The organism is Cronobacter turicensis (assembly GCF_041222865.1).
In the GTDB taxonomy this organism is placed as follows: Bacteria; Pseudomonadota; Gammaproteobacteria; order Enterobacterales; family Enterobacteriaceae; genus Cronobacter; species Cronobacter turicensis.
Genome location: NZ_CP165997.1, coordinates 663,218 through 689,393, shown reverse-complemented (window position 1 = coordinate 689,393; position 26,176 = coordinate 663,218). Strand labels below are relative to the sequence as shown.

Below are 26,176 nucleotides of genomic sequence, written 5' to 3'. Positions count from 1 at the left end.
ACCTGTGTGCTGACGCGTTACGCGGCAGGCAGCTCCGCCAGCGGCCAGCGCGGACGGACGGTCACGCCAAGCCCCGCTTCGCCTTTCGCTTTCAGACGCACCATGCCCGCATAAGCGATCATCGCGCCGTTATCGGTGCAGAATTCCGGGCGCGCATAGAACACTTCGCCGCCGCGTTTTTGCATCATTTCCGCAAGGCGCGCGCGCAGCGTGCGGTTAGCGCTCACCCCACCCGCCATCACCAGGCGTTTAAAGCCGGTCTGATCCAGCGCACGGCGGCATTTGATCATCAGGGTATCGACGACCGCATCTTCAAACGCGCGCGCAATGTCGGCGCGGGTCTGATCGTCGGTGCCGTTATCGCGGATCGTATTCGCCGCGAAGGTTTTCAGCCCCGAGAAGCTGAAATCAAGGCCCGGACGGTCGGTCATCGGGCGCGGGAAGGTAAAGCGCCCCGCGGTGCCCTGCGCCGCCATTTTCGACAGCATCGGGCCGCCCGGGTAATCGAGCCCCAGCAGCTTGGCCGTTTTGTCGAAAGCTTCGCCCGCGGCGTCGTCGATAGACTCGCCCAGCAATTCATACTGGCCAATACCGGTGACGCTGATAAGCTGCGTATGGCCGCCGGAAACCAGCAGCGCCACGAAAGGAAACGCGGGCGGATTGTCTTCTAACATGGGCGCCAGCAGATGGCCTTCCATATGGTGCACCGGCACCGCAGGCACATTCCAGGCAAACGCCAGCGCGCGGCCGACCGTCGCGCCGACTAACAGCGCGCCCACAAGGCCTGGCCCTGCGGTATACGCCACCGCGTCGATACCCTTCGCCGTCAGACCCGCTTCTTTTATCGCGGCCTGGATCAGGGGTACGGTTTTACGCACGTGATCGCGCGAGGCCAGTTCAGGCACGACGCCGCCGTAATCGGCATGCAGTTTTACCTGACTATACAATTGGTTGGCTAATAACCCGTTTTCATCGTCATAAATCGCGATGCCGGTTTCATCACAGGATGTCTCAATTCCCAGTACACGCATGGTTTTTCTTACCTCTCTCGCCTGCCGCGCAGTGTAGGGCCAACGGCTGCCGATGTAAAACTTTGCTCAACCCAGGCGACCAGATAGTGTATAATGCGTGCCCCTGGAATAGACCGCACAAAAACCGCGTTTCTGGTCCTGGCGGTGCTTTACAAAGCAGCAGCAGTTGCAGTAAAATTCCGCACCATTTTGAAATAAGCTGGCTATCTGATGCCAGCAGAACCGAATTAATCAAAGGTGAGAGGCACATGCCGGTAATTAAAGTACGTGAAAACGAGCCGTTCGACGTAGCACTGCGTCGCTTCAAACGTTCCTGCGAGAAAGCGGGTGTTCTGGCGGAAGTTCGTCGTCGTGAATTCTATGAAAAACCGACTACCGAACGTAAACGCGCCAAAGCTTCCGCAGTGAAACGTCACGCGAAGAAACTGGCTCGCGAAAACGCACGCCGTACTCGTCTGTACTAATTCCTCAGGGGATATCCTCCCCTGAAACAGACAGAGTAGTAGTTGTAGAGGCCGTGCTTCCGAAAGGAATGCGCGGCTTATTCTCGTTTATGGACTGATAAAAACGGGGCTTATGGCTGGACGAATCCCACGTGTCTTTATCAATGATCTGCTGGCTCGCACCGATATCGTCGACCTGATAGACGCACGGGTAAAGCTCAAGAAGCAGGGCAAGAACTACCACGCGTGCTGTCCCTTCCATAATGAAAAAACCCCCTCTTTCACCGTAAACGGCGAAAAACAGTTTTATCACTGCTTCGGTTGCGGTGCGCACGGCAACGCTATCGACTTCCTGATGAATTACGACAAGCTCGAATTCGTCGAGACCGTCGAAGAGCTGGCGGCGATGCATAATCTGGAAGTGCCGTTCGAAGCGGGTAGCGGGCCGACGCAGATTGAGCGTCATCAGCGGCAAACGCTCTATGAGTTGCTGGACGGGCTGAACGGTTTTTATCGTCAGGCGTTACAGGCGCAGAGCGGCGAACCGGCGCGGCACTATCTCGCAAAACGCGGGCTGAGCGACTCGGTAATTGAACGTTTCGCGATTGGCTATGCGCCGCCGGGTTGGGACAACGCGCTCAAGCGTTTTGGCAACAACAGCGAAAACCGCAAGTCGCTTATCGACGCCGGCATGCTGGTGACCAACGATAACGGCCGCAGTTACGACCGCTTTCGCGAGCGGGTGATGTTCCCCATCCGCGACAAGCGCGGGCGAGTGATAGGCTTTGGCGGCCGCGTGTTAGGCGATGCGCTGCCGAAATACTTAAACTCCCCGGAAACCGATATTTTCCATAAGGGCCGCCAGCTGTATGGCCTTTATGAAGTGCAGCAAAGCGATCCGAATCCGCCGCGCCTTCTGGTGGTGGAAGGCTATATGGACGTCGTGGCGCTGTCGCAGTACGACATAAACTATGCGGTCGCCTCGCTCGGCACCGCGACCACGGCAGAGCATATCCAGATGCTCTTTCGTGCCACGAACACCGTGATTTGCTGTTACGACGGCGACAGAGCAGGCAGAAGCGCCGCGTGGCGCGCGCTGGAAACCGCATTGCCTTACATGACGGACGGACGTCAGCTACGCTTTATGTTTCTGCCCGATGGCGAAGACCCGGATACGCTGGTTCGCCAGGAAGGCAAAGCGGCGTTCGAGGCGCGTATGGAGCAGGCTCAGCCGCTCTCCACGTTTCTGTTCAATAGCCTGCTGCCGCAGGTGGATTTGAGCACGCCGGACGGGCGCGCGCAGCTCAGCACGCTGGCGCTGCCGTTAATCAGTCAGGTGCCTGGCGAAACGCTGCGCATTTATTTGCGTCAGGAGTTAGGTAATAAGCTCGGCATTCTGGATGACAGCCAGCTTGAGCGGTTGATGACGCGTCAGGCAGATAATTCGCAAACGCGGCCTGCGCCGACGCTAAAGCGTACAACCATGCGTATACTGATAGGATTATTAGTCCAGAATCCTGAGCTGGCGCCATTAGTGCCCTCTCTGGCAGCGTTAGACAAAACAAAGCTGCCAGGACTGGAGCTCTTTACCGAGCTGGTTAATACTTGTCTTTCGCAGCCTGGTCTGACCACCGGGCAGTTGCTCGAACATTATCGCGGTACAAAAGAAGCCGCTACCCTTGAAAAACTCTCAACGTGGGACGATATAGCAGATAAGGATATCGCAGAGAAAACGTTCACCGACGCGCTGGACCATATGTTTGATTCGGTGCTGGAGTTGAGACTAACAGAATTAATCGCCCGCTCGCGCACTCAGGGACTTAACGCGGCGGAGCGCGAAGAAGTGCGCATCATAACCGAAGCGCGCGCAAAGAAATAAATTCCGCGGCTTAATTGCCGATTGACGATCGGGTGCACCCGAGAGCCGCACTGCCGGGCAGCGGCAATAATAAAACAGCCCGCACCGCCCTGTGGATTTATATCGCTGTCGAAGCGTTCAGGCACTCAAGAGACGCCGTCGCTTGCAACATGTTGTGATATGAAACCCGGGGCATACGTTATTGTTGGCGGCAACGCCTACCGACACCAACCTCATGAAATAAGTGTGGATACCGTCTTATGGAGCAAAACCCGCAGTCACAGCTTAAGCTTCTTGTCACCCGTGGTAAGGAGCAGGGCTATCTGACCTATGCCGAGGTCAATGACCATCTGCCGGAAGATATCGTCGACTCCGATCAGATCGAAGACATCATCCAAATGATTAACGACATGGGCATCCAGGTGATGGAAGAAGCGCCGGACGCCGACGATCTGTTGCTTGCTGAAAACTCAAACAGCACCGACGAAGACGCGGAAGAAGCTGCGGCCCAGGTGCTCTCAAGCGTTGAATCTGAAATCGGGCGCACCACTGACCCGGTTCGTATGTACATGCGTGAAATGGGTACCGTTGAACTGTTGACCCGCGAAGGCGAAATTGACATCGCTAAGCGCATCGAAGACGGTATCAACCAGGTTCAGTGCTCCGTCGCTGAATACCCGGAAGCGATCACCTATCTGCTGGAGCAGTACGATCGCGTTGAAGCGGGCGAAGCGCGTCTTTCCGATCTGATCACGGGCTTTGTCGATCCGAACGCCGAAGAAGATCTGGCGCCTACCGCAACGCACGTCGGCTCTGAACTCTCTCAGGAAGAGATGGATGATGACGAAGATGAAGACGAAGAGTCTGACGACGACAGCAGCGACGACGACAACAGCATCGATCCGGAACTGGCCCGCGAGAAATTCGGCGAACTGCGTACCCAGTACGAAGTGACCCGCGACACTATCAAAGCGAAAGGCCGCAGCAACGCGGCGTCTCAGGAAGAGATCCTGAAGCTTTCTGAGGTGTTTAAACAGTTCCGCCTGGTGCCGAAACAGTTCGACTACCTGGTGAACAGCATGCGTATCATGATGGACCGCGTGCGTACCCAGGAACGTATCATCATGAAGATGTGCGTTGAACAGTGCAAAATGCCGAAGAAGAACTTCATCACTCTCTTCACCGGCAACGAAACCAGCGAAACCTGGTTTAACGCGGCTATCGCCATGAACAAACCGTGGTCTGAAAAGCTCCACGACGTGGCGGATGATGTTCACCGCAGCCTGCAAAAACTGCAGCAGATCGAAGAAGAAACCGGCCTGACTATCGAGCAAGTTAAAGATATCAACCGTCGCATGTCTATCGGCGAAGCGAAAGCCCGTCGTGCGAAGAAAGAGATGGTTGAAGCAAACTTGCGTCTGGTTATTTCTATCGCCAAGAAATACACCAACCGCGGTCTGCAGTTCCTCGATCTGATTCAGGAAGGCAACATCGGTCTGATGAAAGCGGTAGATAAGTTCGAATACCGCCGCGGTTATAAGTTCTCCACCTACGCCACCTGGTGGATCCGTCAGGCCATCACCCGCTCTATCGCGGATCAGGCGCGCACCATTCGTATTCCGGTGCATATGATTGAGACCATCAACAAGCTCAATCGTATCTCCCGCCAGATGCTGCAGGAGATGGGCCGCGAGCCGACGCCGGAAGAGCTGGCCGAGCGCATGCTGATGCCGGAAGACAAAATCCGTAAGGTGCTGAAAATCGCCAAAGAGCCTATCTCCATGGAAACGCCGATTGGCGACGATGAAGATTCGCATCTGGGCGATTTCATCGAGGATACCACCCTCGAGCTGCCGCTGGACTCCGCGACCACCGAAAGCCTGCGTGCGGCGACGCACGACGTGCTGGCCGGTCTCACCGCGCGTGAAGCGAAAGTGCTGCGTATGCGTTTCGGTATCGACATGAACACCGACCACACGCTGGAAGAAGTGGGTAAACAGTTCGACGTTACCCGCGAACGTATCCGTCAGATCGAAGCGAAGGCGCTGCGTAAGCTGCGTCATCCGAGCCGCTCTGAAGTGCTGCGCAGCTTCCTGGACGATTAATCGTCTCTGGCAACGCCTTTAAAAAGCCCTCTCCGGAGGGCTTTTTTATTGGCGACAGAAATAGCTGTGGCGGTGTTTTCGCCGTTCCTTTCAACAAACTGGCATGCAACAATAAATTGCCGTGATGTACGTGGATTAATCAGAAAAAACAATTTGTCACAGATATGGATTCTGCGTAATTTGCTGGGAGATTTTGCGTATAAAAATGAACCGTCGCGTTGATAACTTTGCAAGGACCCGGGATGAACAAGTCGCTGTTATTCATGACATGCGTTTTACTGGCCGGATGCGCCAGCCAGCCGCCAAAAAGCCAGGTAACGCCACTCGCGCCAGCGCCCGCTCCGGTCGCCGCCTCGCAGCCTGCGCAACAGGCGCCTGAAAGCAAACCTTTCGCCGCTGCCTCTGAAAGTACCGACAGCATGTCGACCTGCCGTAAAGAGCTCGACGCGCTCAAACATTACGGCCCGAAAACCTACAGCCGTTACGCTGCCGAAATGGATGCGTTATCCGCAAGATCGGGTAAATATCTGGCGCTTAAAGACGGGATGACGCCGGAACTGAACGACATCGTCATCACGATGTATCAGTCGCAAATCAAGACGCTCTGCTTCCGCATCCAGTCATCGCTCGGTAAGCTGATTATTGAACAGGCCGGCGGCTAAGCCACCTGCCCTCTTGAGAAGATAACGGCGCGGCGCAGGCTGCGCCGTTATATTATCTGCCGCGCGCCACCAGCGCTTCGTCGAGTTCCCGGTAGGCTTCTACGAGCTTATCGAGCGAGGCGCGATTCAGCCCGCTCGGGTTAGGCAGCACCCAAATCTCTGTCTTGCCGATTTTCAGATTCTGTTTACCCCATTTAACGCCGCGCTGGCTGAACGCCTGCTCGTACGCTTTTTTGCCCAGTACCGCGAGCGCGTCCGGCTGGAAATCCTCAATTTTTTTAACCAGATTACGCCCGCCTTCGTGCAACTCTTTCACGTCCACTTCGTTTGCCTGCACCGTAGGGCGCTCTACCAGTTTCGTAATGCCGCAGCGCGTATCCAGCAGATGCCGCTCTTCCTCAGGCTTCAGCTGGCGATCCGTGAACCCTGCCAGATGGATAACTTTCCAGAAGCGATTGCCAGGATGCGCAAAGTGAAAGCCCGTATGTGCGGACGACTTTCCCGGATTGATCCCACAAAAGACCACGCGCAAGCCCGGCTCAAGAATATCGTTGATCATGTCCTCTCCCGTTAACTCTCGGATCTGTAAAGTATAAAGCTTTACGCCGCGCTTGCTTACAAATTCAGCAGCCGCGACACCGAGACTGGATTGGCATCGCCAGTTACTTTATAATCCAGCGCCACGGCCCCTTAGCTCAGTGGTTAGAGCAGGCGACTCATAATCGCTTGGTCGTTGGTTCAAACCCAACAGGGGCCACCAAATTTTAGCTGTAAAATCATATAATTAAGCCACCTCGCAAGGGTGGCTTTTTTGTTGACTGTTGGGCTTCTGGCAACACAATAGAGGATTAAAAGGTACTTCAAGAGCAGCCTGCGTATATATATCGGGTCAACACCCGAAATGATGTAATCGTCTTAAATCCCCCAAAACCACTACTCACACCCGGCATAAAAATCATCTTTAGTATCCCCAAACCAGGCCATACATTTTTTGGCACCGGCTGGCACCTTCAGCGTGATTTTTTTTGCGGTGCCCTGATACTGGCACACCAGAAAAACGGCTGTGTTATGCGCCTTTGCATAGTTTTGCGAATCGCTTAATGTCCATACCATTTCATCGTCCGTATCCGGCAATAAGGACGCGAGTTCTTCCGGCGGGCCCTCAAACACATCGACCAGATTCAGCCTGTGGACGTGATTTTTATCTGGCAGAGTATTCGGGCACTGAATTTTTTCAGCCCATGCCGCGCCAGAAGAAAACATTACACCAATACTGATTAGAGCGGCTTTACTCCACCACATAATCATTATCTCCAACATACTCCAGGCGCGGCTGAGGAATAAAACGAATGAGGCGCTCACTAACGGAATGCGGTTTCGATACTCGCCTGCTATTGCTGTCAAGAGCATGCCCCATCCATTAATTCACCACAACGATGCCATGAGCGTTCTGTCCCGGATATATAGCTGCATGCGAACGCCCATCCGTATGATTACCATACCTTCCATTTTGATCGAATGTAGCTATCGCGGTTCCTGGAGCAATACTGTCATTGCCTTTTACTAATGCGCCTCGACGCCACGCTATGGTATGAGGCATATTGGCTGCTCGTTGTGTAAATGCGACACATTGACCATTACCAACAACTTGTCCTGTGTAAGCCCGCGGTGTTGTCGCAATGTAAGCCATTATTCTTTCCTCCCTGTTTTATCCAGCTTTATTCTCCAGAACGTTTTAAAATCAACAATATCCTTACTCGCACAAATCAAAAATCCAGAAACGGCTTAACGTGAACCCGTAACTTGCCCCCCTTTCCAACCGAACCGGGCAAACTCCACTACACTTTTCCCAACTTCCCCATGCTGAGGATTTCCCATGCTGCGTCCGTTACTGCTCATCTGCACTCTGCTGCCCTTTTTCGCCTGTGCGCATAATCTGGCGCAAGGAGAACGGGTGGCGCCGGTCGGCGTGGATGAGCGCGGCGAACTGACGCTTAATCAGGGCGAGATAGATTATCGCGACTGGAACAGCGCGCGGCTCAGCGGCAAGGTGGGGCTTGTGCTGCATGTGGCAGGCAGGCTCTCGGCGAAAGATCTGAATAAAGGCATCAGCGACGCCATCGCGGCGGCCCGCCTGCCGGCAGATAAATTTCAGGCCACCACGATAATCAACACTGACGATGCCATTCCAGGCAGCGCCATCTTTGTGCGCCGCAGTCTGGAAAGCACCAAAAAAGAGTACCCTTCCTCTATCTTCGTGCTCGACGGCACAGGCGCGGTGCAACGCGCCTGGCGGCTTCAGCCGGGCGGTTCAGCCGTGGTGGTACTGGATAAAGATGGCCGCATTCGCTTCGCCAAAGATGGCGCGCTGACGGCGGATGAAGTGCGCCAGGTCATGACGCTATTGCACACGCTGCTCATATAAACCTGTACAACGCGCCACAGAAATGTAAAGTTTTGTGCCACGTTGGGGTTAGCCGAAGAAATTTTTCGGGATTACGCTACGCTTTTTAAGAAAGCACCCGGAAAGTTGACCGTGAAGATAATCAGTTGTCCAGACACAAAAAATCCCACATTTCGCCTGATGCGACGACTGTTGCACGCCTGATGGCGGCACGCGCGCGCAGTTGCGCTTTCAATTTCTCCCATTCCACAGCGATAACGGACACCATCAGAGGCCTTAACATGAACGCTAACGCCGTGACATCTTCAGGGCAGGAAATCGAATTGCAGGCGCTGCACGATGCGCTGCAAACCCGCCTTGACGAGCTTCTGCCGCCGGGCCAGGAGCGCGATCTGGTCTGCGCCGCGATGCGCGAAGGCGCGCTGACGCCCGGTAAGCGGGTGCGCCCGTTGCTGCTTATCCTCACGGCGTGCGATCTCGGCTGCGACGCCAGCCAGCCTGCGCTGATGGATCTCGCCTGCGCCGTGGAGATGGTGCACGCCGCCTCGCTGATGCTGGACGACATTCCGTGTATGGATAACGCCCTGCTGCGCCGCGGTAAACCGACCATCCACCGCCAGTATGGCGAAAGCGTGGCGATCCTCGCGGCGGTCGCGTTGCTCAGCCGCGCATTCGGCGTCATCGCGCAGGCCAGCCCATTATCCGATAGCTGCAAAACCCAGGCGGTCAGCGAGCTTTCCAGCGCCGTCGGGTTGCAGGGGCTGGTACAGGGGCAGTTTCGCGATCTCAGCGAAGGCAACCAGGCCCGCAGCGCCGAGGCGATACTCGCGACCAACGATCTCAAAACCAGCGTGCTCTTTGACGCCACGCTGCAAATCGCCGCCATCGCCGCAGGCGCTTCCGCTTCAGTACGCCACAAGCTGCGCGAGTTTTCGCGCCATCTCGGCCAGGCGTTCCAGCTGCTTGACGATCTGGCGGACGGCCTGAGCAATACCGGCAAAGACATCAACAAAGACGCAGGAAAATCGACCCTGGTGGCGATGCTCGGCCCGGAGGCGGTGCATCAGCGCCTGCGCGATCACCTGCTGCGCGCCGACGAACATCTCGCCGGCGCCTGTTCACGCGGCGCGTCCACCCGCCGTTTTATGTACGCCTGGTTTGATAAACAGCTGGCCATGTTTGGCTGAACGCGCCCCGTGCCGCCGACAGCGACTGTTACTGGAGTATGAATGAAGGACATGGAACTGAGCCAACGCAAGAACGATCATCTGGATATCGTGCTGCACCCGGAGCGGGCTAAACAGACTGTTCGCACCGGCTTTGAACAGTGGCGCTTCGAGCACTGCGCGCTACCGGAGCTCTCGCTCGACGACATCGATCTCAGCACTCGCCTGTTTGGCCGCGCGATGAAAGCGCCGCTCCTGATTAGCTCCATGACCGGCGGCGCGCGGCGCGCGAGCGATATTAACCGGCATCTCGCCGAAGCGGCGCAAACGCTGGGGCTGGCGATGGGCGTCGGCTCGCAACGCGTGGCGCTGGAGAGCGAAGATAACTGGGGGCTGACGGGAGAGCTGCGCCAGTACGCGCCGGATATCCCGCTGCTGGCTAATCTCGGGGCCGCGCAGATAGGCAGCCTCCAGGGACTCGATTACGCCCGGCGCGCCGTCGATATGGTGGAGGCGGATGCGCTCATTATTCATCTCAATCCGTTGCAGGAGGCGCTCCAGACCGGCGGCGATCGCGACTGGCGTGGCGTGCTGGCGGCGATTGAACGCGTCGTAAACGCCCTGCCCGTGCCGGTGGTGGTGAAAGAAGTCGGCGCCGGGCTCTCGGTGCCGGTAGCGCGCCAGCTTAAAGAGGCGGGCGTCGCGATGCTGGATGTGGCAGGCGCAGGCGGCACCAGCTGGGCCGCGGTCGAAGGCGAACGCGCCGCCAGCACGCATGCGCGCAACGTGGCGATGGCCTTCGCCGACTGGGGCATTCCCACCGCCCAGGCGCTGCGCCAGATACATCAGGCGTTTCCGTCAATGCCGCTTATCGCCTCCGGCGGTATTCGCGACGGCATCGATGCCGCCAAAGCGCTCGCCATGGGCGCGACCCTGGTCGGCCAGGCCGCGGCGGTGCTCGGCAGCGCGACGACGTCCACCAGCGCCGTACTGGATCATTTCGCGGTGGTGATTGAGCAGTTGCGGGTCGCCTGTTTCTGTACCGGCAGCGCCAGCCTCAGCGCGCTGCGGGAAGCACGGCTGGTGCGCGCCGGGGATGAGGAATGAGCCACTACGCCGTCATCACGCCGCCGCTATACAGTCACGTTCATGCCATGCAGGCGCTCGCGCAGGCGCTTATCGCGCGCGGGCACCGCATCACTTTTATTCAGCAGGCCGAGGCCCGCACGCTGCTTGACGATCCGCGCATCGGCTTTTACCCGGTGGGCGAAGCGAGCCATCCGCCCGGCAGCCTCGCCCGCACCTTACGCCTGACCGCCCATCCCGGCGGCCCGGCCATCTTAAGCCTGATTAACGATCTGGCGCGCACCACCGACATGCTGTGCCGGGAACTGCCCGACGCGCTGACGCGCCTTGGCGTGGATGGGCTAATCGTCGATCAGATGGAAGCGGCAGGCGGTATCGTCGCCGACGCGCTGGGGCTGCCGTTCGTCTCGGTCGCCTGCGCCCTGCCGGTCAACCGCGAGGCGGGCCTGCCGTTGCCGGTGATGCCGTTTCGTTATGCGCAAACCCCGCGCGCCCGCAAAATTTATCAGACCAGCCAGCAGGTGCACGACTGGCTGATGGGGCGTCAGGGTAAAGTGATTGCCCACCACGCTCAGCGCTTTGGGCTGTCGCCCCGCCGCGGCCTGCATGACTGCCTCTCGCCGCTGGCGCAAATCAGCCAGACGCTCAGCGCGCTTGATTTCCCGCGCCACGCGCCGCCGCCCTGCTTTCACGCGGTCGGCCCGCTGCGCCCCCCGCTGCCGCCGGTAGCGGAAACGGCGCAGGATACGGCGCGCCCGCGCGTATTCGCCTCGCTCGGCACGTTACAGGGGCATCGTTACGGGCTGTTCCGCACCATCGCCCGCGCCTGCCGCGACGCGGATGTCGAGCTGCTGGTCGCGCACTGCGGCGGTCTGAATGACGCCCAGGCGAAAGCGCTGACGGCCAGCGGCGCCACGCAGGTGACCGCATTTACCGATCAGCCGCTGGCGCTCAGCCAGTCGCAGGCGGTTATTACTCACGGCGGGCTGAATACGGTGATGGACGCCATCGCCAGCGCCACGCCGCTGCTAGTGGTGCCGCTGGCGTTCGACCAGCCCGGCGTGGCGGCACGGGTAGAGCACTGCGGCATCGGGCAGCGCGTCTCGCGCTTCGCCGGACGCCATACTTTTGCCCGCAAGCTGAAAACGCTGCTTGGCGATACCAACGCCCGCACGCGCCTTGCCGCCATGCAGCGCGCGCTGGCGCAGGCGGGCGGCGCCGTCCGCGCGGCGCAGATTACCGAACAGGCGCTGGACGAACGCCGCCCTGTTTTCGCGCAGGCGCCCTCATGACGACGCAATGGGATCTGATTCTGGCGGGCGGCGGTCTGGCAAACGGGCTTATCGCCCTGCGCCTGCGCGCGCTGCAACCGGCGCTCAACGTGCTCTTACTGGAGGGGGGCGACGCGCCCGGCGGCAATCACACCTGGTCATTTCACGGGGCGGATCTCTCGGCCGAACAGCACGCCTGGCTCACACCGCTGGTGGCGCACCGCTGGGATGGCTACGAGGTGCGCTTCCCGGCGCTGACGCGCACGCTCGATGGCGGCTACTACAGCATTACGTCTGAGCGTTTCGCTCAGGTATTGCAGGAGACGCTGGGCGAGCGCCTCTGGCGCAACGCGCCGGTGGCAAGCCTGACGCCGCAACGCGTGACGCTTAGCGACGGGCGCACGCTGCACGCACGCGCGGTTATCGATGGCCGCGGCTGGCAGGCCAGCCCGCATCTCACCGTCGGCCAGCAGGCGTTTCTCGGCCAGCAGTGGCAGCTTGCCGCGCCCCACGGCCTGACGCGCCCTGTCCTGATGGACGCCACCGTGGCGCAGCAGGGCGGCTACCGGTTTGTATACACGCTGCCGCTCACGCCCGATTCCTTATTGATAGAAGACACCCACTACATCGACAACGCCACGCTCGATCCCGACCGCGCGCGGGAAAATATCGCCAGTTATGCGCGAGCGCAGGGCTGGCGGCTTGCGACCCTTGAGCGTGAGGAGCGCGGCAACCTGCCGATTACGCTCACCGGCGCGCCGCAGGCGTTCTGGCGCGAGGCGCAGGGTGTGCCACGCGCTGGCCTGCGCGCCGGACTGTTTCACGCGACGACCGGCTATTCGCTGCCCCACGCGGCAACGCTTGCCGACCTTATCGCCGCACAGCCGCCTGCGTCGTCAGCGGCGCTGTATGGGCTTACGGCAGATTACGCGCAGCGCCAGTGGCGGCGTCAGCGCTTTTTCCGGCTGCTGAACCGGATGCTGTTTCTGGCCGGAAAACCGGACCGACGCTGGCAGGTGATGCAGCGCTTTTATGGACTGAATGCGGGGCTTATCGCCCGGTTTTACGCCGGACGACTGACCCCAATGGATATGGCGCGACTGCTGACAGGCAAACCCCCGGTACCGGTGGGCGAAGCCATGCAGGCCGTGCTAAAGCAAACTCCCCGGCTGCGAGCTTTTCATCATGACTAAAACTGTTGTTATCGGGTCCGGCTTTGGCGGCCTGGCCCTGGCTATCCGCTTACAGGCGGCGGGCGTGCCCACCTTATTGCTGGAACAGCGCGATAAACCCGGCGGCCGAGCGTATGTCTATGAGGATCAGGGGTTTACTTTTGACGCCGGTCCGACGGTTATCACCGATCCCTCGGCTATAGAAGAGCTGTTCACGCTTGCCGGTAAAAACATCGCCGATTATGTCGATCTTTTACCCGTCACGCCGTTTTACCGCCTGTGCTGGGAGAACGGCCAGGTCTTTAACTACGACAACGATCAGGCGAGCCTTGAAGCGCAAATCGCCCGCTTTAACCCGCGCGACGTCGAAGGCTATCGCCAGTTCCTGGCATATTCACAGGCGGTCTTTAAAGAAGGCTATCTGAAGCTTGGCGCGGTGCCGTTCCTCTCGTTTCGCGATATGTTGCGCGCGGGGCCGCAGCTGGCGCGCCTTCAGGCCTGGCGCAGCGTCTACGGCATGGTGTCGAAATTTATCCAGGACGATCATCTGCGCCAGGCGTTCTCTTTTCATTCGCTGCTGGTGGGCGGCAATCCGTTCGCGACATCGTCTATCTATACGCTGATCCACGCGCTGGAGCGCCAGTGGGGCGTCTGGTTCGCCCGCGGCGGCACCGGCGCGCTGGTGCAGGGGCTGGTGAAGCTGTTTACCGATCTGGGCGGCGAAATCGAACTTAACGCCAAAGTCACGCGCCTCGACACCCAGGGCGATAAAATCAGCGGCGTGACGCTCGCCGACGGGCGACACATCCCCGCGCGCGCCGTGGCGTCGAATGCCGACGTGGTGCACACCTATAGCCATTTGCTGGGCCACCACCCGCGCGGCGTCGCGCAGGCGGCCTCGCTGCGCCGTAAGCGCATGAGCAACTCGCTGTTTGTGCTCTATTTCGGGCTTAATCACCACCACAGCCAGCTGGCGCACCACACCGTCTGCTTCGGGCCGCGCTACAAAGAACTGATCGAAGATATCTTCAAACGCGATTCACTCGCAGACGACTTCTCGCTCTATCTGCACGCGCCGTGCGTCACCGATCCGTCTCTGGCCCCGCCAGGCTGCGGCAGCTATTACGTGCTCGCGCCAGTGCCGCACCTCGGCACCGCGAACCTGAACTGGGATGTCGAAGGCCCGCGCCTGCGCGATCGGATTTTCGACTACCTGGAGCAGCACTACATGCCAGGCCTTCGCGATCAACTGGTGACGCACCGCATGTTCACGCCGTTCGATTTCCGCGACCAGCTCGGCGCCTATCATGGCTCGGCGTTTTCGGTGGAGCCTATCCTCACCCAGAGCGCCTGGTTCCGCCCGCATAACCGCGACGGTCGTATCGATAACCTCTATTTAGTCGGCGCGGGCACTCACCCCGGCGCGGGCATTCCGGGGGTTATCGGCTCGGCGAAGGCCACCGCCGGGCTGATGCTGGAGGGGCATGCATGAGTGACAAACCGCTGCTGACGCACGCGACTGAAACCATCGAAGCAGGCTCGAAAAGCTTTGCCACCGCCTCGAAACTGTTCGATGCGAAAACCCGGCGCAGCGCGCTGATGCTCTACGCCTGGTGCCGCCACTGCGATGACGTCACCGACGGCCAGACGCTCGGTTTTAAGGCGACGGATGCGCCCACCGACACCCCACAGGCGCGCATCGCCCTGCTGCGCGCATTGACGCTTGAAGCTTACGCGGGCAAACCGATGCGCGAGCCGAATTTCGCGGCGTTTCAGGAAGTTGCGCTGGAACATCAGATCCCGCCCGCGCTGGCGCTCGATCATCTGGAAGGCTTCGCGATGGACGTGCGCGACGAGCGCTATCACACCTTTGATGACACGCTGCGCTACTGCTATCACGTGGCGGGCGTGGTGGGGCTGATGATGGCGCGCGTGATGGGCGTGCGCGATGAGGCCGTGCTGGATCGCGCCTGCGATCTGGGCCTCGCGTTTCAGCTCACCAACATTGCGCGGGATATTGTCGAGGATGCCGCCATCGGGCGCTGTTATCTGCCTGAAGCGTGGCTTAAAGAGGAAGGACTGCGCGCTGACACGCTGGCAGACCGCGCGCGCCGCCCGGCGCTGGCGCGTCTCGCCGCGCGGCTGGTGGAGGAAGCGGAGCCGTATTACGCCTCGGCGCGGGCCGGGCTTGCCGGACTGCCGCTGCGCAGCGCCTGGGCTATCGCCACCGCGCATGGGGTCTACCGGGAGATCGGCGTGAAGGTGAAACGCGCGGGCGTCAACGCGTGGGATAAGCGTCAGGGCACCAGCAAGGCCGAGAAACTGGCCCTGCTGGCGAAAGGCGCCGCAATGGCCGTCAGCTCTCGCGGCGCGGCGTCGTCGCCTCGTCCTTCGGCGCTCTGGCAGCGGCCGCACGCGCAGGACGACCATTACGCTCACGCAACACCGCCTGCAGCTTAGCCACCGGCGGCGCGTAGAGAAAACCAAAGGAGACGCAGCCTTCGCGACCGCGCACCGCGTGATGCAGCCGGTGCGCCAGATAGAGCCGCTTCAGGTAACCCCGGCGCGGCACGTAGCGAAACGGCCAGCGCTGGTGAACCAGCCCGTCATGCACAATAAAGTAAAGCGCGCCGTAAAGCGTCATCCCGGCGCCAATCCACTGTAGCGGCCAGCGCCCGCCTGCGCCAAGCGCGATAAGCAAAATCGCCACGCCGGCAAACACCACCGCATAAAGATCGTTGACTTCAAACCACCCTTTGCGCGGCGAATGGTGGGAAAGGTGCCAGCCCCAACCCCAGCCATGCATCACATATTTGTGCGTCAGCGCCGCCGCCACTTCCATCGCCGCGACCGTCAGCAACACGATCGCCACGTTATACAGCACAATCATAATCTCTCCTGGGCCCGGTTGAAGGGAACGTCCTGTTGCCGGGAAACGTAAGCGCTATTCGCGCCGCAACCCAGAGAGTATAGCAACCCAGGCGGCGATGTCGGGGTTTCGCCGCCCCAGGCCCGAAGAATAAAAAACCCCGGCAAGCCGGGGTTAATGTGTGCCTGGGTTGACGCTTAAAAGTGTTCCCAGTCGCCCTGGGCGCCTGCCACGGCGAGCGCTTTGGGCGCAGGCGCAGTCATGACGACAGGGGCGGCGGCGGGCGCCGAAGGGCGCGGCGCGGCGGTGCCGACGTTAAAGATGGCGACCATCTGCTCCAGTTCGCGCGCCTGCTCTTCGAGCGACGAGGCTGCCGCGGACGACTCCTCCACCAGCGCGGCGTTCTGCTGGGTCGTGGTGTCCATTTCCGACATCGCCTGGCCAATCTGGGCGATGCCGCGGCTCTGTTCCGTACAGGCGCGGGCAATCTCATCCATAATCTCACGCACCTGGGCGACGGAGCCGACGATATCTTCCATCGCCTCGCCCGCGCTCGCTACCAGCTGAGCGCCGTTTTCAACGCGCTGGTTCGCTTCAGTGATAAGCGCGCCAATCTCTTTGGCGGCCGTGGCGCTGCGGCTTGCCAGCGTGCGGACTTCACCCGCCACTACGGCAAACCCGCGGCCCTGCTCGCCAGCGCGCGCGGCTTCCACGGCGGCGTTCAGCGCCAGGATGTTGGTCTGGAACGCGATACCGTTAATGACGCTGATGATATCGGCGATTTTCCCGGAGCTTGCCTGAATATTACGCATCGTCTCGACCACTTCGTTCACGACTTTCCCGCCGCGATCGGCGTTGGAGGAAGCCTGCGCCGCCAGCTGGCTCGCCTGCTGGGCGTTACCGGCGGTTTCTTTCACGGTCGAGGTCAGTTCTTCCATGCTCGCGGCGGTCTGTACCACAGCGGCGGACTGTTCTTCGGTGCGCGATGAGAGATCGATATTCCCGGCGGCGATTTCCGACGACGCGCGCGAAACGTTATCCACGCCGTGACGCACGCGGGTAATGATGCTCTTCAGGCTGTCGTTCATGGTGCCGACCGCCTGCATCAGCAGGCCCGGTTCGTCGCGGCGCAGCGAAGAGACGGTCACGGTCAGATCGCCCTGCGCGATGCGGTTCGCCACATCTAACGTTTCACGCAGCGGGCGAGTGATATTACGGGTAATGAAGGCGGCAACCAGCAGGCCAAACAGGACGCCTGCCAGCGTGCCGCCGAGCATCAGCGTTTCGACATGGGTAATGGATTTCGCCATGCGCATTTTACGAAACTCGTGGAAGTCGCTGACTGTTTCGTTCAACTGACTGGCGGCAGCGCTAAGCGCGGTCGACTGCGCCTGCTGTTCGCCAAACGCTGAAACAAACAGCGCGGCGCTGCTGTGCAGCATACGGGTCTGATCGGCAAGGGCGGAAAGCCACGGAAGCGGCGTATCCCGGGTGCTGGCGCCAAGCAGCGAGGCAGTCGCGTCGATGCCGGTCAGAAGGTCGTTGAGTTGATTCAGCGTTTCACGGTCACCGCGGCTAACCAGCGCGTCGACGGCGCTCTGCACCTGCTGCGCTTTCGCGGCGAGACGGGCGGCCAGCATGGCGGCCTGCGGGCTGGCGTCAGCCTGCTCGCTGTACATCGATGCCTGGTCGATAAAATGCGACGGCCACTGTTCATGCAGATCGGCGGCCAGCGTATTGCGCTGGCGCAGCGTTTGAATATATCTATCGCGTACTGTCAGATAGCTTTGCAGGTTCGTCTGCATGGCGGCAAACCGGGTGCGGCCTTCAGTATCCATATTAAATAGCGACAGCGAAGCGAGCTGTGATTCTACCTGACGCAGCGCATTCGCATTCAGCTCGGCATATTTTTCTTCACTGGTCAGCTGGAACAGCGTGCGGTTAATTCGCGCTTCGTTCAGGGCAGTCACGATACTGACGGTGAGCGTTTCCTTACGGGCGTTTTCATCCACCTGGCGGAAACCATAAATCCCGGCGCCAGCAATCAGCAGCATAATGCACAACACAATAATAAAACCCGACGTCAGTTTTTTGCCGACGCTGAGGTTATTCACTTTCTCGCCAAACGACGTCACTAAAGCCATTGCATTCACCATCACATTAAAATGATAAAAATTGTTTAACTGTTTATCGTCAGTGAAAGAATGATCCTTTAGCGAAGGGCCTCTCAAAACCCCATTCAAAAAAATTCAACGACTTTTACTGGCCGTATAAATTAAACGCAACGAAACGGCTAAATATATGTTAATAAAAATAGGTTCTCCCGCTCAATAAATTGCAAAAGTAGGCACTTAAGCGCAATTACTTTTCAGTAATCTCCACCTTTTCCTTTTTCCTTTTAACGCAAATTTTTGTTGCAGGCGCAGCGCAGTTTCCGACGGACTTTTTAATATTCTGATAATGCACACATTTTATTTTTTGAAATTTTTAAACCAGAGTGTCAATTAGTTTAGTGCCGCTAAATAGCAGTTTAACAGCATTTAACTTAGTCACTATTTTCACGAAAAATACGAGGTGGCGGAATAATTCACTCACGTTGATGGTGATACGGGTATCACACCTAAAAAGTGAAAAACAGGTAAAAATATATCATGTATCATTGTTAAGCCTGAGCGAATAATTCCCGTCTGAAACCAGTTTACTTTTTGGTGGTGTCGCAGGCTGTGCACAGTGAGTCTGTCGCGGCGCCCGTTCCACGAATAAAAAGCGCGGGCGCTACGGACGCCTAGACCCGCGCAAACCTTAGCGTCTCGCCTCAGCGTGTGGCGCCTGAGAGCGCCGCGCGCAGCGTCTCCTGCGTCATGCGCACGCAATACGCAGGCATCCCGCGCTCGAACCGCCAGCCCTCTGCCAGCGGCCCGGCATCCACCGCGTCAAAGCCAAACGCCTCGTAGAGCGCGATGACCTGTTTTTTATCTTCGCTGAAATCGCCGGCGAGCGGCAGCGCGCGACGCCCGGCTACGCCTGCGGGCAGACCGTCGCTCTCCAGCTGCTTCATCGGGATGGCGTTAAACGCTTTGGTTATCCGCGCGCCCGGCAGATTACGTGCCAGCAGCTCGCTGGTGGTGAGGGTTTTCGCGTCGAGCGCCGCCACCTGCCCATCACGATCCGGGTAGTAGTTCACGGCGTCAATCACCGCTTTGCCCGCAAGCTGCGGCGCCGGGAGCTGATCAATGGCGGTAAGCGGCACGGCGATCACAACAATATCGCCAAATTCCGCGGCCTGTGCGGGCGTGCCGGTTTCACACTGGATCATTGCCCGCAGGCTGAACAGCGTCTGCGGCCCGCGCGCGTTGCTGAGCATCGCCTGGTGCCCGGCGCGAAGGGCGAGCGTTGCTATAGCGCGCGCGACAAACCCGGCGCCGATAATTCCAATTTTCATGCTTGTTTCCTCAGTGGATGGTGTGAGAAAACAGTAATTCAACACGCTGGGTAGATAAATCGGCTTTCAGTCGCGAGAAAAACAACAAACAGGAGGCAATCATGGACCGACTCACCAGCATGACGGTGTTTGTGAAGGCGGCGGAACTGGGTTCATTTGCGGCTGCGGCCGAAGCGCTCGGCATGTCGCCGCAGATGGTGGCGAAGCATGTTGCCTGGCTTGAGGCGCGTCTTGGCGCAACACTGCTGAACCGCACCACTCGCCGTCAGAACCTGTCGGATATTGGCCGTAGCTACCTTGAGCGCTGCAAAGTGGTGCTGGATGAGGCGGAAGCCGCCGACAGGGTGGCGCAGGAGATGAAAGGCACGCCCTCCGGGACGCTACGTGTGAATGCGCCGGTGACCTTCGGCGCGACGGCGCTGGCGCCCTTTATCACCCGTTATCTGCGTCAATACCCCGAAACGCATATCGAACTGACCCTGAGCGACGCGATTGTGGATCCGCTTGAGGCGGGCTATGAAGTGATTATCCGCATTGGTGAACTGAACGACAGTTCGATGATTGCGAAACCCCTGCGGCCCTATAAGCTTATCGCCTGCGCCTCTCCGGTCTATCTGGCCCGTGAAGGCATACCACAAACCCCGTCCGATCTCGAACGTCACGCCTGCCTCGTTTACGGTATCTGGTCTTCCACCCATCCGTGCCGCTGGCGGTTCGAGAAAGACGGGAAAACCGAAGAGGCGCGCGTACAGGGGCGCTTTCGCGCTAATGACTGGAAGGCGCTGCTGCATGCCGCCGTCGAGGGGTATGGCGTGACGCTCGGCCCGGCGGATGTGCTGCGCGCAGAGATGGAAGCCGGACGGCTGGTGCAGATCCTGCCCGACTACACAGGCCCGTCGCGCCCGATGCATGTGCTGGTGCCACCAGGCAGACGCCAGACCGTGAAAATACGCAGCTTTATCGAGGCGCTCTGCGACGCCTTTCCCCCACCAGCAGCGCTGTTATAAGCGCGTTTCAACGACGCCGCGTCGAAATAACATCCAGAGCGTGACGAGTACGCGTGACCTGCCTCACATTACTCCCCCGCCTTTTTAAGACGGTTAACCGCTCGCCCCGCTATATGACCATTCAGGGCGGCTATCGTGCCGCTTAATCATTTCGCCACTCGCCGCTGCGCGCATTTTGTCATCATTAAGCGCGTTTTAGATCTTTCGGTTATCCGCCGTCTGCGCCGCCAGGGATGTTCGTCACAGCCGGTTTTATCTCTGTCTGACAAGCAGGTTTTCTATGGACAAAAAAACAGTAATGAAACATCTGCCCTGGGCGCTTCTTGGCGTTCTCGGGGCCTTTTGCCTTGCCGTGGTGGCGCTACGTCGCGGCGAGAGTATCAGCGCCTTGTGGATTGTGGTGGCCTCGGTCTCCGTCTACCTGGTGGCTTATCGCTACTACAGCCTGTATATCGCCAGCCGCGTGATGAAGCTCGACCCTACGCGCGCGACCCCGGCGGTGATTAATAACGACGGGCTGAACTATGTGCCCACCAACCGCTACGTGCTGTTCGGCCACCATTTCGCCGCTATCGCGGGCGCGGGGCCGCTGGTCGGCCCGGTACTGGCCGCGCAGATGGGTTATCTGCCCGGCACGCTGTGGCTGCTCGCAGGCGTGGTGCTGGCGGGCGCGGTGCAGGATTTCATGGTGCTGTTTATCTCCTCGCGTCGTAACGGCGCCTCGCTTGGCGAGATGATCAAAGAGGAGATGGGGCCGGTGCCGGGCACTATCGCGCTGTTCGGCTGCTTCTTGATCATGATTATCATCCTGGCGGTGCTGGCGCTGATTGTCGTCAAAGCGCTGGCGGAGAGCCCGTGGGGCGTCTTTACCGTCTGCTCGACGGTGCCTATCGCGCTGTTTATGGGCATCTACATGCGCTTTCTGCGCCCTGGCCGGGTGGGTGAAGTGTCGGTCATTGGCGTGGTGCTGCTGGTGGCGTCTATCTGGTTTGGCGGCGTGATCGCAGCCGATCCGTACTGGGGCCCGGCGCTGACCTTTAAAGACACCACCATCACCTACGCGCTGGTGGGTTATGCGTTTGTCTCCGCCCTGCTGCCGGTGTGGCTGATTCTGGCGCCGCGCGACTACCTGGCGACGTTCCTGAAAATCGGCGTCATTGTCGGCCTGGCGGTGGGCATTCTGATCCTCAACCCGGAACTGAAAATGCCTGCCGTGACGCAGTACATCGACGGCACCGGGCCGCTGTGGAAAGGCGCGCTGTTCCCGTTCCTGTTTATTACTATCGCCTGCGGCGCGGTCTCCGGCTTCCATGCGCTGATCGCCTCCGGCACCACGCCGAAACTGCTGGCGAACGAAACCGACGCGCGCTTTATCGGCTATGGCGCGATGCTGATGGAATCCTTCGTCGCCGTGATGGCGCTGGTGGCGGCCTCTATCATCGAACCGGGTCTCTATTTCGCGATGAATACCCCGCCCGCCGGGCTTGGCATCACGATGCCGAACCTGCATGAGCTGGGCACCGATAACGCGCCGCTGATCCTGGCGCAACTGAAAGATGTGTCTACCCATGCGGCGGCGACCGTGAGCGCCTGGGGCTTCGTGATTACGCCTGAGCAGATCATGCAGACCGCCAAAGATATCGGCGAACCGTCTGTACTGAACCGCGCGGGCGGCGCGCCGACGCTGGCGGTCGGTATCGCCCACGTGTTCCATAAGATAATCCCGGCCGCGGATATGGGCTTCTGGTATCACTTCGGGATCCTGTTCGAGGCGCTGTTTATCCTGACCGCACTGGACGCCGGCACCCGTTCGGGCCGCTTTATGTTCCAGGATCTGGTGGGTAACTTTGTGCCGTTCCTGAAGAAAACCGATTCGCTGGTGGCGGGTATCGTCGGCACCGCGGGCTGCGTCGGCCTGTGGGGGTATCTGCTCTATCAGGGCGTGGTCGACCCGCTTGGCGGCGTGAAGAGCCTGTGGCCGCTGTTCGGCATCTCTAACCAGATGCTGGCCGCCGTGGCGCTGGTGCTGGCGACCGTGGTGCTGGTGAAGATGAAGCGCACCCGTTATGTGTGGGTGACCGTGGTGCCTGCGGTGTGGCTGCTTATCTGCACCACCTGGGCGCTCGGGATGAAGCTTTTTAGCGATAACCCGCAGATGGAAGGCTTCTTCTACATGGCGAACGAGTACAAAACGCGTATCGCCGCAGGCGGCGCGGAGCTGACCGAGCAGCAGGTAGCCAACATGCACCATATCGTTATTAACAACTACACCAACGCGGGCCTGAGCATTCTGTTCCTGGTGGTGGTGTACAGCATCATTTTCTACGGCGTTCGCACCGTGATGAAGGCGCGTCATTCAGCGCAGCCCTGCGCGAAAGAAACGCCTTATGTACCGGTGCCGGAAGGCGGCGTGAAAACGTCGTCACACCATTAAGTTGACGGCGGGTTCGGCCTGTAAACGGCGGGTGCACGATGCTTACCCGCCCTACAAACGAGTCGGGTAAATGTAGGGTGGGTCCGCGAAGCGCACCCACCTTAAATCACGTCAACGCACACAATTGCAAGCCCCGGCCCGCATCACGCCGCCGGGCTTTTTCTGTCTGGGGAACATAATGTTTGGTAACTTAGGGCAAGCGAAAAAATACCTGGGTCAGGCGGCAAAAATGCTGATTGGGATACCGGACTATGATAACTACGTTGAGCATATGAAGACCAATCACCCTGATAAACCGTACATGACCTATGACGAGTTCTTCCGCGAGCGCCAGGAAGCGCGCTACGGCGGAAGCGGCGAAGGCGGCATGCGCTGCTGCTGACAATTACCGGAGGTAAAAATGCAACCTGTTGCGGTCACGCTGTTAACCGGCTTTCTCGGCGCCGGAAAAACCACGCTGCTGCGTCATATCCTTGAGGCCGATCACGGCTACAAAATCGCGGTGATTGAAAACGAATTCGGCGAAACGCCCATCGACAGCGAGATCCTCGGCAGCCGCGCCACACAAATGAAAACGCTCAGCAATGGCTGCATCTGCTGCACCCGTTCGCAGGAGCTGGAATCAGCGCTGCTCGATTTACTGGAGCTGCTGGACGGCGGCGTCAGCCCGTTTGATCGCGTCATTATCGAATGCACCGGCATGGCGGACCCCGGCCCCATTATCCAGACGTTTTTCTCCCACGACACCCTGTGTGAACGCTACCTGCTGGATGGCGTCATCACGCTGGTGGACGCGGTGCACGCCGGGCAGCAGATGGACCGCTACGCGCTGGCGCAGTCGCAAATCGGTTACGCCGATCGCATTCTGCTCACTAAAACCGACGTGGCGGGCGAAGACGAAGCCTTGCTGGCCCGCCTGCGCCGCATTAACGCGCGCGCGCCGGTGCATCCGGTGGCGCATGGCGAGGTGGATCTGGGCCTGATTTTCGACACGCAGGGCTTTATGCTGGAAGAGCGCATCGTACAGCCCGCGCCGCGCTTTCACTTCGCGGCTCCCGCGCAGACTGATATCACATCCATTGTGGTGAATTTTGATTATCCGGTGGCGCTGGATGCGATTTCCCGCGTGATGGAAGGGCTGCTGTTGCAGTTCGCCGACAATCTCATGCGATACAAAGGGATGCTGTTTATTAAAGACGAGCCGCGCCGCCTGCTGTTCCAGGGCGTCCAGCGACTTTACAGCGCCGACTGGGACCGCGAATGGTCGGGCGACGAAACGCCGCGAAGCACGCTGGTGTTTATCGGCGCGCACCTGCCGGAAGACGAGATCCGCGCCGCTTTCGCCGCACTGGCGCCGGGGGAGTGAATTTCAGTCAAACAGAGGAGATTAGCCTACCCGCGGCGGCTGGCGCGTGACATCCCCTCTTCCGGCCAGCAAGCCTTCAACGGAGATATCTTCATCCAGCATTTCCCAGTGGATGCCGTATGGACTGATTTCCCACTTTGCGCGTTCTTCATCGCTGGCGTTGAGTAAGCGCGGAAACCATGAAAGCGGCGCGCCAATGATGCGCGCGTCGGAAAGTTCCACCCACAAAGTTTGTTCGTCAAAGCTCACGCGCTTAGCTGAAATAGTCATACCAGGCTCCGGTAAGCTGTTGCTGGTGTTGGGTAACAAGAAGTAATAACTCTGCCACTTCACGCGGAGCGAATCCATGATTTCGTGCCAGGGATGTGAAAGGACTCAGCCAGAATTTCGCTTCCGCTCCGCCACGGCGCACATGAATATGCGCAGGCTCCCGCGGGTTGCCTTCATTGGAATAAAAAAAGAATCGATAGTCCTTTATACGAAGTATCACTGGCATGTGAACCGCGCCTCCTGGCCGTTTTTCCTGAACAACCAGTACCATCGGCGCCCTATACCGCCAACAGAGTTCCTCTTTTTTTACAGCCCGTCTTCCAGAAAAACCCGGCCAGGAATTCCTTTACGGATAATCAACGCCATCCTCCAGCCAGAAGTCGTCTTCAGGGAGGTCATCCGGGAAATAAACATCGTCGTCGCGGTAGAGCGCGAGTTGTGCGGGGGGAAACCGCGGGCTGGCAGGAGGCAACACGTCGTCGGTCACATGTAATGGCGGTTCGCCGGGCAGCGGCCCTGTGGGCGGCGCATCTTCTTCACAATGCCCCGGCGCAGCGTCAAAACCGGCAGCCGCGCAACGATCGGCTGATGCGCTAACGGCTCCGCTTCCGGCCTGGTAATTTTGCGTCCAGAGTACGGCGACGTTCAACATGATGATAGCGAGCAAGAAGAAAGAAATAAGGCTCCCTGCTGAAATATCCCGTTTCATCCGCGTCCTCGCGTCTTAATGAAGTTACCCGTAGAGGGTAGTGCTAAAAAGTAAGACAAAGAGGAAGCGATTGTGATTCTCTGTAACTGAATGTATCTGGCGGGATAACGTGAAGCAGGAAAAAAACGGGAGTCGGCGCTCCCGTTACGGTTACTTTAAGCTGCCCACCAGCGCCTGACGCTGTTCTTCGAGCTGAATGGTGCGGGTACAGACTTCACGGCCAAACTGCTGGAAATCCGCCTCCTGGTTTTTCCATTCGTTCTGGATGGCGGTTTGCAGGCCGCCCAGGCTCCCGAGCACGCCTTGCAGCGGGTTGCCGCCGCCTTTCAGCACCGCTTTGGCGCCCATTTCGTTAATGCTGTCCTGCAGAATGCCGCCCATCGCCTGATTCACCAGCTGCTGGCCGTCGGCGCGCACCTGATCGATAGCTTTATAGTGGAACGTCAGCCCGTCGTCGCGATGCTCAATGATTCGGTTCATCTGCGTTTTTAGCTGGGCGTCGAGTTTTGTAAGACGCCCGCGCATGCTGCTGTTTTCACCCACCTCTTTGGCGATGATTTTATCCAGCGCGACGCGGCCTTTCTCAACGCGCGACAGCGCGCCCTGATCGACCCACGGCAGCGTGGCGCGCAGCGCTTTCTGGTAGTCGAGCGCCTGCTGGCGCTGGGCTGCGGAAAGCGTTACCGGCTTGCCGTTAAACTGCACCGCGCCGTCAGGGCCGATGACCAGGTCGCCGTTTTCGCCCACCACCTGCACATGCTGAGGCTTAAGCACCACGTCGTCGCGCGGCGTGACGCTGCATTTGTATTCCGCCTGGGCCTGCATCGCCGTCACCAGCAATACGCCCAGCAGCGCTTTACGCATCATACTCGCTCCTGAAA

26 protein-coding genes and 1 tRNA gene are annotated in these 26,176 nt (G+C 59.2%); 16 read left to right on the top strand and 11 right to left on the bottom strand.

The genetic code is table 11. The features are described from left to right. Positions 1 to 17: 17 nt before the first annotated feature. The gene (tsaD, locus tag AB8W27_RS03310) at positions 18 to 1,031 is read right to left on the bottom strand and encodes a tRNA (adenosine(37)-N6)-threonylcarbamoyltransferase complex transferase subunit TsaD (protein ID WP_015742468.1); all 1,014 of its coding nucleotides are present in this window, start codon (positions 1,029 to 1,031) and stop codon (positions 18 to 20) included. 248 nt (positions 1,032 to 1,279) lie between these two features. On the opposite strand from tsaD, the gene rpsU reads away from it, so the two are divergent. The 4 genes from rpsU to AB8W27_RS03290 all read left to right on the top strand — a co-directional run bounded on the left by rpsU (position 1,280) and on the right by AB8W27_RS03290 (position 6,099). Beyond that, positions 1,280 to 1,495: a 30S ribosomal protein S21 gene (rpsU, locus tag AB8W27_RS03305; protein ID WP_001144069.1), complete on the top strand. Its 216-nt coding sequence runs from the start codon at positions 1,280 to 1,282 to the stop codon at positions 1,493 to 1,495. Between the two features lie 112 nt (positions 1,496 to 1,607). Then, positions 1,608 to 3,353 carry a DNA primase gene (gene dnaG, locus AB8W27_RS03300; protein WP_041923922.1) on the top strand — a complete coding sequence of 582 codons (1,746 nt, stop codon included), beginning with the start codon at positions 1,608 to 1,610 and terminating at the stop codon, positions 3,351 to 3,353. A gap of 239 nt (positions 3,354 to 3,592) precedes the next feature. Continuing rightward, positions 3,593 to 5,437: an RNA polymerase sigma factor RpoD gene (gene rpoD / locus AB8W27_RS03295; protein ID WP_015742471.1), complete on the top strand. Its 1,845-nt coding sequence runs from the start codon at positions 3,593 to 3,595 to the stop codon at positions 5,435 to 5,437. A 242-nt stretch (positions 5,438 to 5,679) separates the two neighbouring features. Next, positions 5,680 to 6,099, top strand: a complete 420-nt coding sequence (locus tag AB8W27_RS03290) for a hypothetical protein (RefSeq protein ID WP_015742472.1) — start codon at positions 5,680 to 5,682, stop codon at positions 6,097 to 6,099. A gap of 52 nt (positions 6,100 to 6,151) precedes the next feature. On the opposite strand, the gene mug is transcribed toward AB8W27_RS03290, so the two are convergent. Beyond that, the gene (mug, locus tag AB8W27_RS03285; protein ID WP_007764082.1) at positions 6,152 to 6,658 is read right to left on the bottom strand and encodes a G/U mismatch-specific DNA glycosylase; all 507 of its coding nucleotides are present in this window, start codon (positions 6,656 to 6,658) and stop codon (positions 6,152 to 6,154) included. 125 nt (positions 6,659 to 6,783) lie between these two features. Between mug and AB8W27_RS03280 the strand changes: the two genes are divergently transcribed. Next, positions 6,784 to 6,859 (top strand) — tRNA-Ile (locus AB8W27_RS03280). A gap of 173 nt (positions 6,860 to 7,032) precedes the next feature. Here AB8W27_RS03280 and AB8W27_RS03275 read toward each other — a convergent pair. Next, the gene (locus AB8W27_RS03275) at positions 7,033 to 7,404 is read right to left on the bottom strand and encodes an STY0301 family protein (RefSeq protein WP_345955359.1); all 372 of its coding nucleotides are present in this window, start codon (positions 7,402 to 7,404) and stop codon (positions 7,033 to 7,035) included. 115 nt (positions 7,405 to 7,519) lie between these two features. After that, positions 7,520 to 7,789, bottom strand: coding sequence for a BPSL0067 family protein (locus AB8W27_RS03270; RefSeq protein WP_015742475.1), 270 nt, complete (start codon positions 7,787 to 7,789; stop codon positions 7,520 to 7,522). A gap of 186 nt (positions 7,790 to 7,975) precedes the next feature. Between AB8W27_RS03270 and AB8W27_RS03265 the strand changes: the two genes are divergently transcribed. The 7 genes from AB8W27_RS03265 (at position 7,976) to crtB (ending at position 15,658) form a co-directional block, all read left to right on the top strand. Next, complete coding sequence (locus AB8W27_RS03265; protein ID WP_041923923.1) at positions 7,976 to 8,524, top strand: YtfJ family protein; 549 nt, start codon at positions 7,976 to 7,978, stop codon at positions 8,522 to 8,524. 260 nt (positions 8,525 to 8,784) lie between these two features. Then, positions 8,785 to 9,690, top strand: coding sequence for a polyprenyl synthetase family protein (locus AB8W27_RS03260; RefSeq protein ID WP_007764088.1), 906 nt, complete (start codon positions 8,785 to 8,787; stop codon positions 9,688 to 9,690). A 42-nt stretch (positions 9,691 to 9,732) separates the two neighbouring features. Beyond that, positions 9,733 to 10,776, top strand: a complete 1,044-nt coding sequence (gene fni, locus AB8W27_RS03255; RefSeq protein ID WP_015742478.1) for a type 2 isopentenyl-diphosphate Delta-isomerase — start codon at positions 9,733 to 9,735, stop codon at positions 10,774 to 10,776. Next, entirely contained in the window at positions 10,773 to 12,047 is a 1,275-nt protein-coding gene (locus AB8W27_RS03250) for a glycosyltransferase (RefSeq protein ID WP_015742479.1), read from the top strand. Before fni ends, AB8W27_RS03250 begins: the two co-directional genes overlap by 4 nt. Continuing rightward, a complete protein-coding gene (gene crtY / locus AB8W27_RS03245) occupies positions 12,044 to 13,219 on the top strand; it encodes a lycopene beta-cyclase CrtY (RefSeq protein ID WP_041923924.1) in 1,176 nt (391 codons plus the stop codon). Before AB8W27_RS03250 ends, crtY begins: the two co-directional genes overlap by 4 nt. After that, positions 13,212 to 14,690, top strand: coding sequence for a phytoene desaturase (locus AB8W27_RS03240; RefSeq protein WP_015742481.1), 1,479 nt, complete (start codon positions 13,212 to 13,214; stop codon positions 14,688 to 14,690). The genes crtY and AB8W27_RS03240 overlap by 8 nt, the downstream gene beginning before the upstream one ends. Then, the gene (gene crtB, locus AB8W27_RS03235) at positions 14,687 to 15,658 is read left to right on the top strand and encodes a 15-cis-phytoene synthase CrtB (protein ID WP_015742482.1); all 972 of its coding nucleotides are present in this window, start codon (positions 14,687 to 14,689) and stop codon (positions 15,656 to 15,658) included. Before AB8W27_RS03240 ends, crtB begins: the two co-directional genes overlap by 4 nt. On the opposite strand, the gene AB8W27_RS03230 is transcribed toward crtB, so the two are convergent. The 3 genes from AB8W27_RS03230 to AB8W27_RS03220 form a co-directional block, all read right to left on the bottom strand. After that, positions 15,555 to 16,088 (bottom strand): sterol desaturase family protein, encoded by a 534-nt coding sequence (locus tag AB8W27_RS03230; protein WP_071820318.1) that lies wholly within the window; start codon positions 16,086 to 16,088, stop codon positions 15,555 to 15,557. The genes crtB and AB8W27_RS03230 overlap by 104 nt on opposite strands. Before the next feature lie 176 nt (positions 16,089 to 16,264). Continuing rightward, complete coding sequence (locus tag AB8W27_RS03225) at positions 16,265 to 18,211, bottom strand: methyl-accepting chemotaxis protein (RefSeq protein ID WP_041923925.1); 1,947 nt, start codon at positions 18,209 to 18,211, stop codon at positions 16,265 to 16,267. A gap of 671 nt (positions 18,212 to 18,882) precedes the next feature. Further along, complete coding sequence (locus AB8W27_RS03220) at positions 18,883 to 19,509, bottom strand: NADPH-dependent F420 reductase (protein ID WP_041923926.1); 627 nt, start codon at positions 19,507 to 19,509, stop codon at positions 18,883 to 18,885. A 101-nt stretch (positions 19,510 to 19,610) separates the two neighbouring features. Here AB8W27_RS03220 and AB8W27_RS03215 point away from each other — a divergent pair, with 101 nt between their 5' ends. The 4 genes from AB8W27_RS03215 (at position 19,611) to yjiA (ending at position 24,316) form a co-directional block, all read left to right on the top strand. Beyond that, complete coding sequence (locus AB8W27_RS03215) at positions 19,611 to 20,516, top strand: LysR family transcriptional regulator (protein WP_041923927.1); 906 nt, start codon at positions 19,611 to 19,613, stop codon at positions 20,514 to 20,516. A 280-nt stretch (positions 20,517 to 20,796) separates the two neighbouring features. Then, positions 20,797 to 22,950, top strand: a complete 2,154-nt coding sequence (locus AB8W27_RS03210; protein ID WP_015742487.1) for a carbon starvation CstA family protein — start codon at positions 20,797 to 20,799, stop codon at positions 22,948 to 22,950. A 178-nt stretch (positions 22,951 to 23,128) separates the two neighbouring features. Next, positions 23,129 to 23,332, top strand: coding sequence for a YbdD/YjiX family protein (locus AB8W27_RS03205; RefSeq protein ID WP_007764106.1), 204 nt, complete (start codon positions 23,129 to 23,131; stop codon positions 23,330 to 23,332). 18 nt (positions 23,333 to 23,350) lie between these two features. Further along, on the top strand, positions 23,351 to 24,316 hold the full coding sequence (yjiA, locus tag AB8W27_RS03200) for a GTPase (protein WP_015742488.1): 966 nt from the start codon (positions 23,351 to 23,353) through the stop codon (positions 24,314 to 24,316). A 21-nt stretch (positions 24,317 to 24,337) separates the two neighbouring features. Here yjiA and AB8W27_RS03195 read toward each other — a convergent pair whose 3' ends face one another. From AB8W27_RS03195 to AB8W27_RS03180, 4 genes are all read right to left on the bottom strand, one after another. After that, positions 24,338 to 24,586, bottom strand: coding sequence for a DUF2442 domain-containing protein (locus AB8W27_RS03195; RefSeq protein ID WP_015742489.1), 249 nt, complete (start codon positions 24,584 to 24,586; stop codon positions 24,338 to 24,340). Beyond that, positions 24,570 to 24,812 (bottom strand): DUF4160 domain-containing protein, encoded by a 243-nt coding sequence (locus AB8W27_RS03190; protein WP_071820319.1) that lies wholly within the window; start codon positions 24,810 to 24,812, stop codon positions 24,570 to 24,572. The genes AB8W27_RS03195 and AB8W27_RS03190 overlap by 17 nt, the downstream gene beginning before the upstream one ends. Before the next feature lie 120 nt (positions 24,813 to 24,932). After that, on the bottom strand, positions 24,933 to 25,295 hold the full coding sequence (locus tag AB8W27_RS03185) for a hypothetical protein (protein ID WP_071820320.1): 363 nt from the start codon (positions 25,293 to 25,295) through the stop codon (positions 24,933 to 24,935). A gap of 150 nt (positions 25,296 to 25,445) precedes the next feature. Further along, complete coding sequence (locus tag AB8W27_RS03180; RefSeq protein WP_007764111.1) at positions 25,446 to 26,162, bottom strand: DUF2884 domain-containing protein; 717 nt, start codon at positions 26,160 to 26,162, stop codon at positions 25,446 to 25,448. Positions 26,163 to 26,176: the final 14 nt, after the last annotated feature.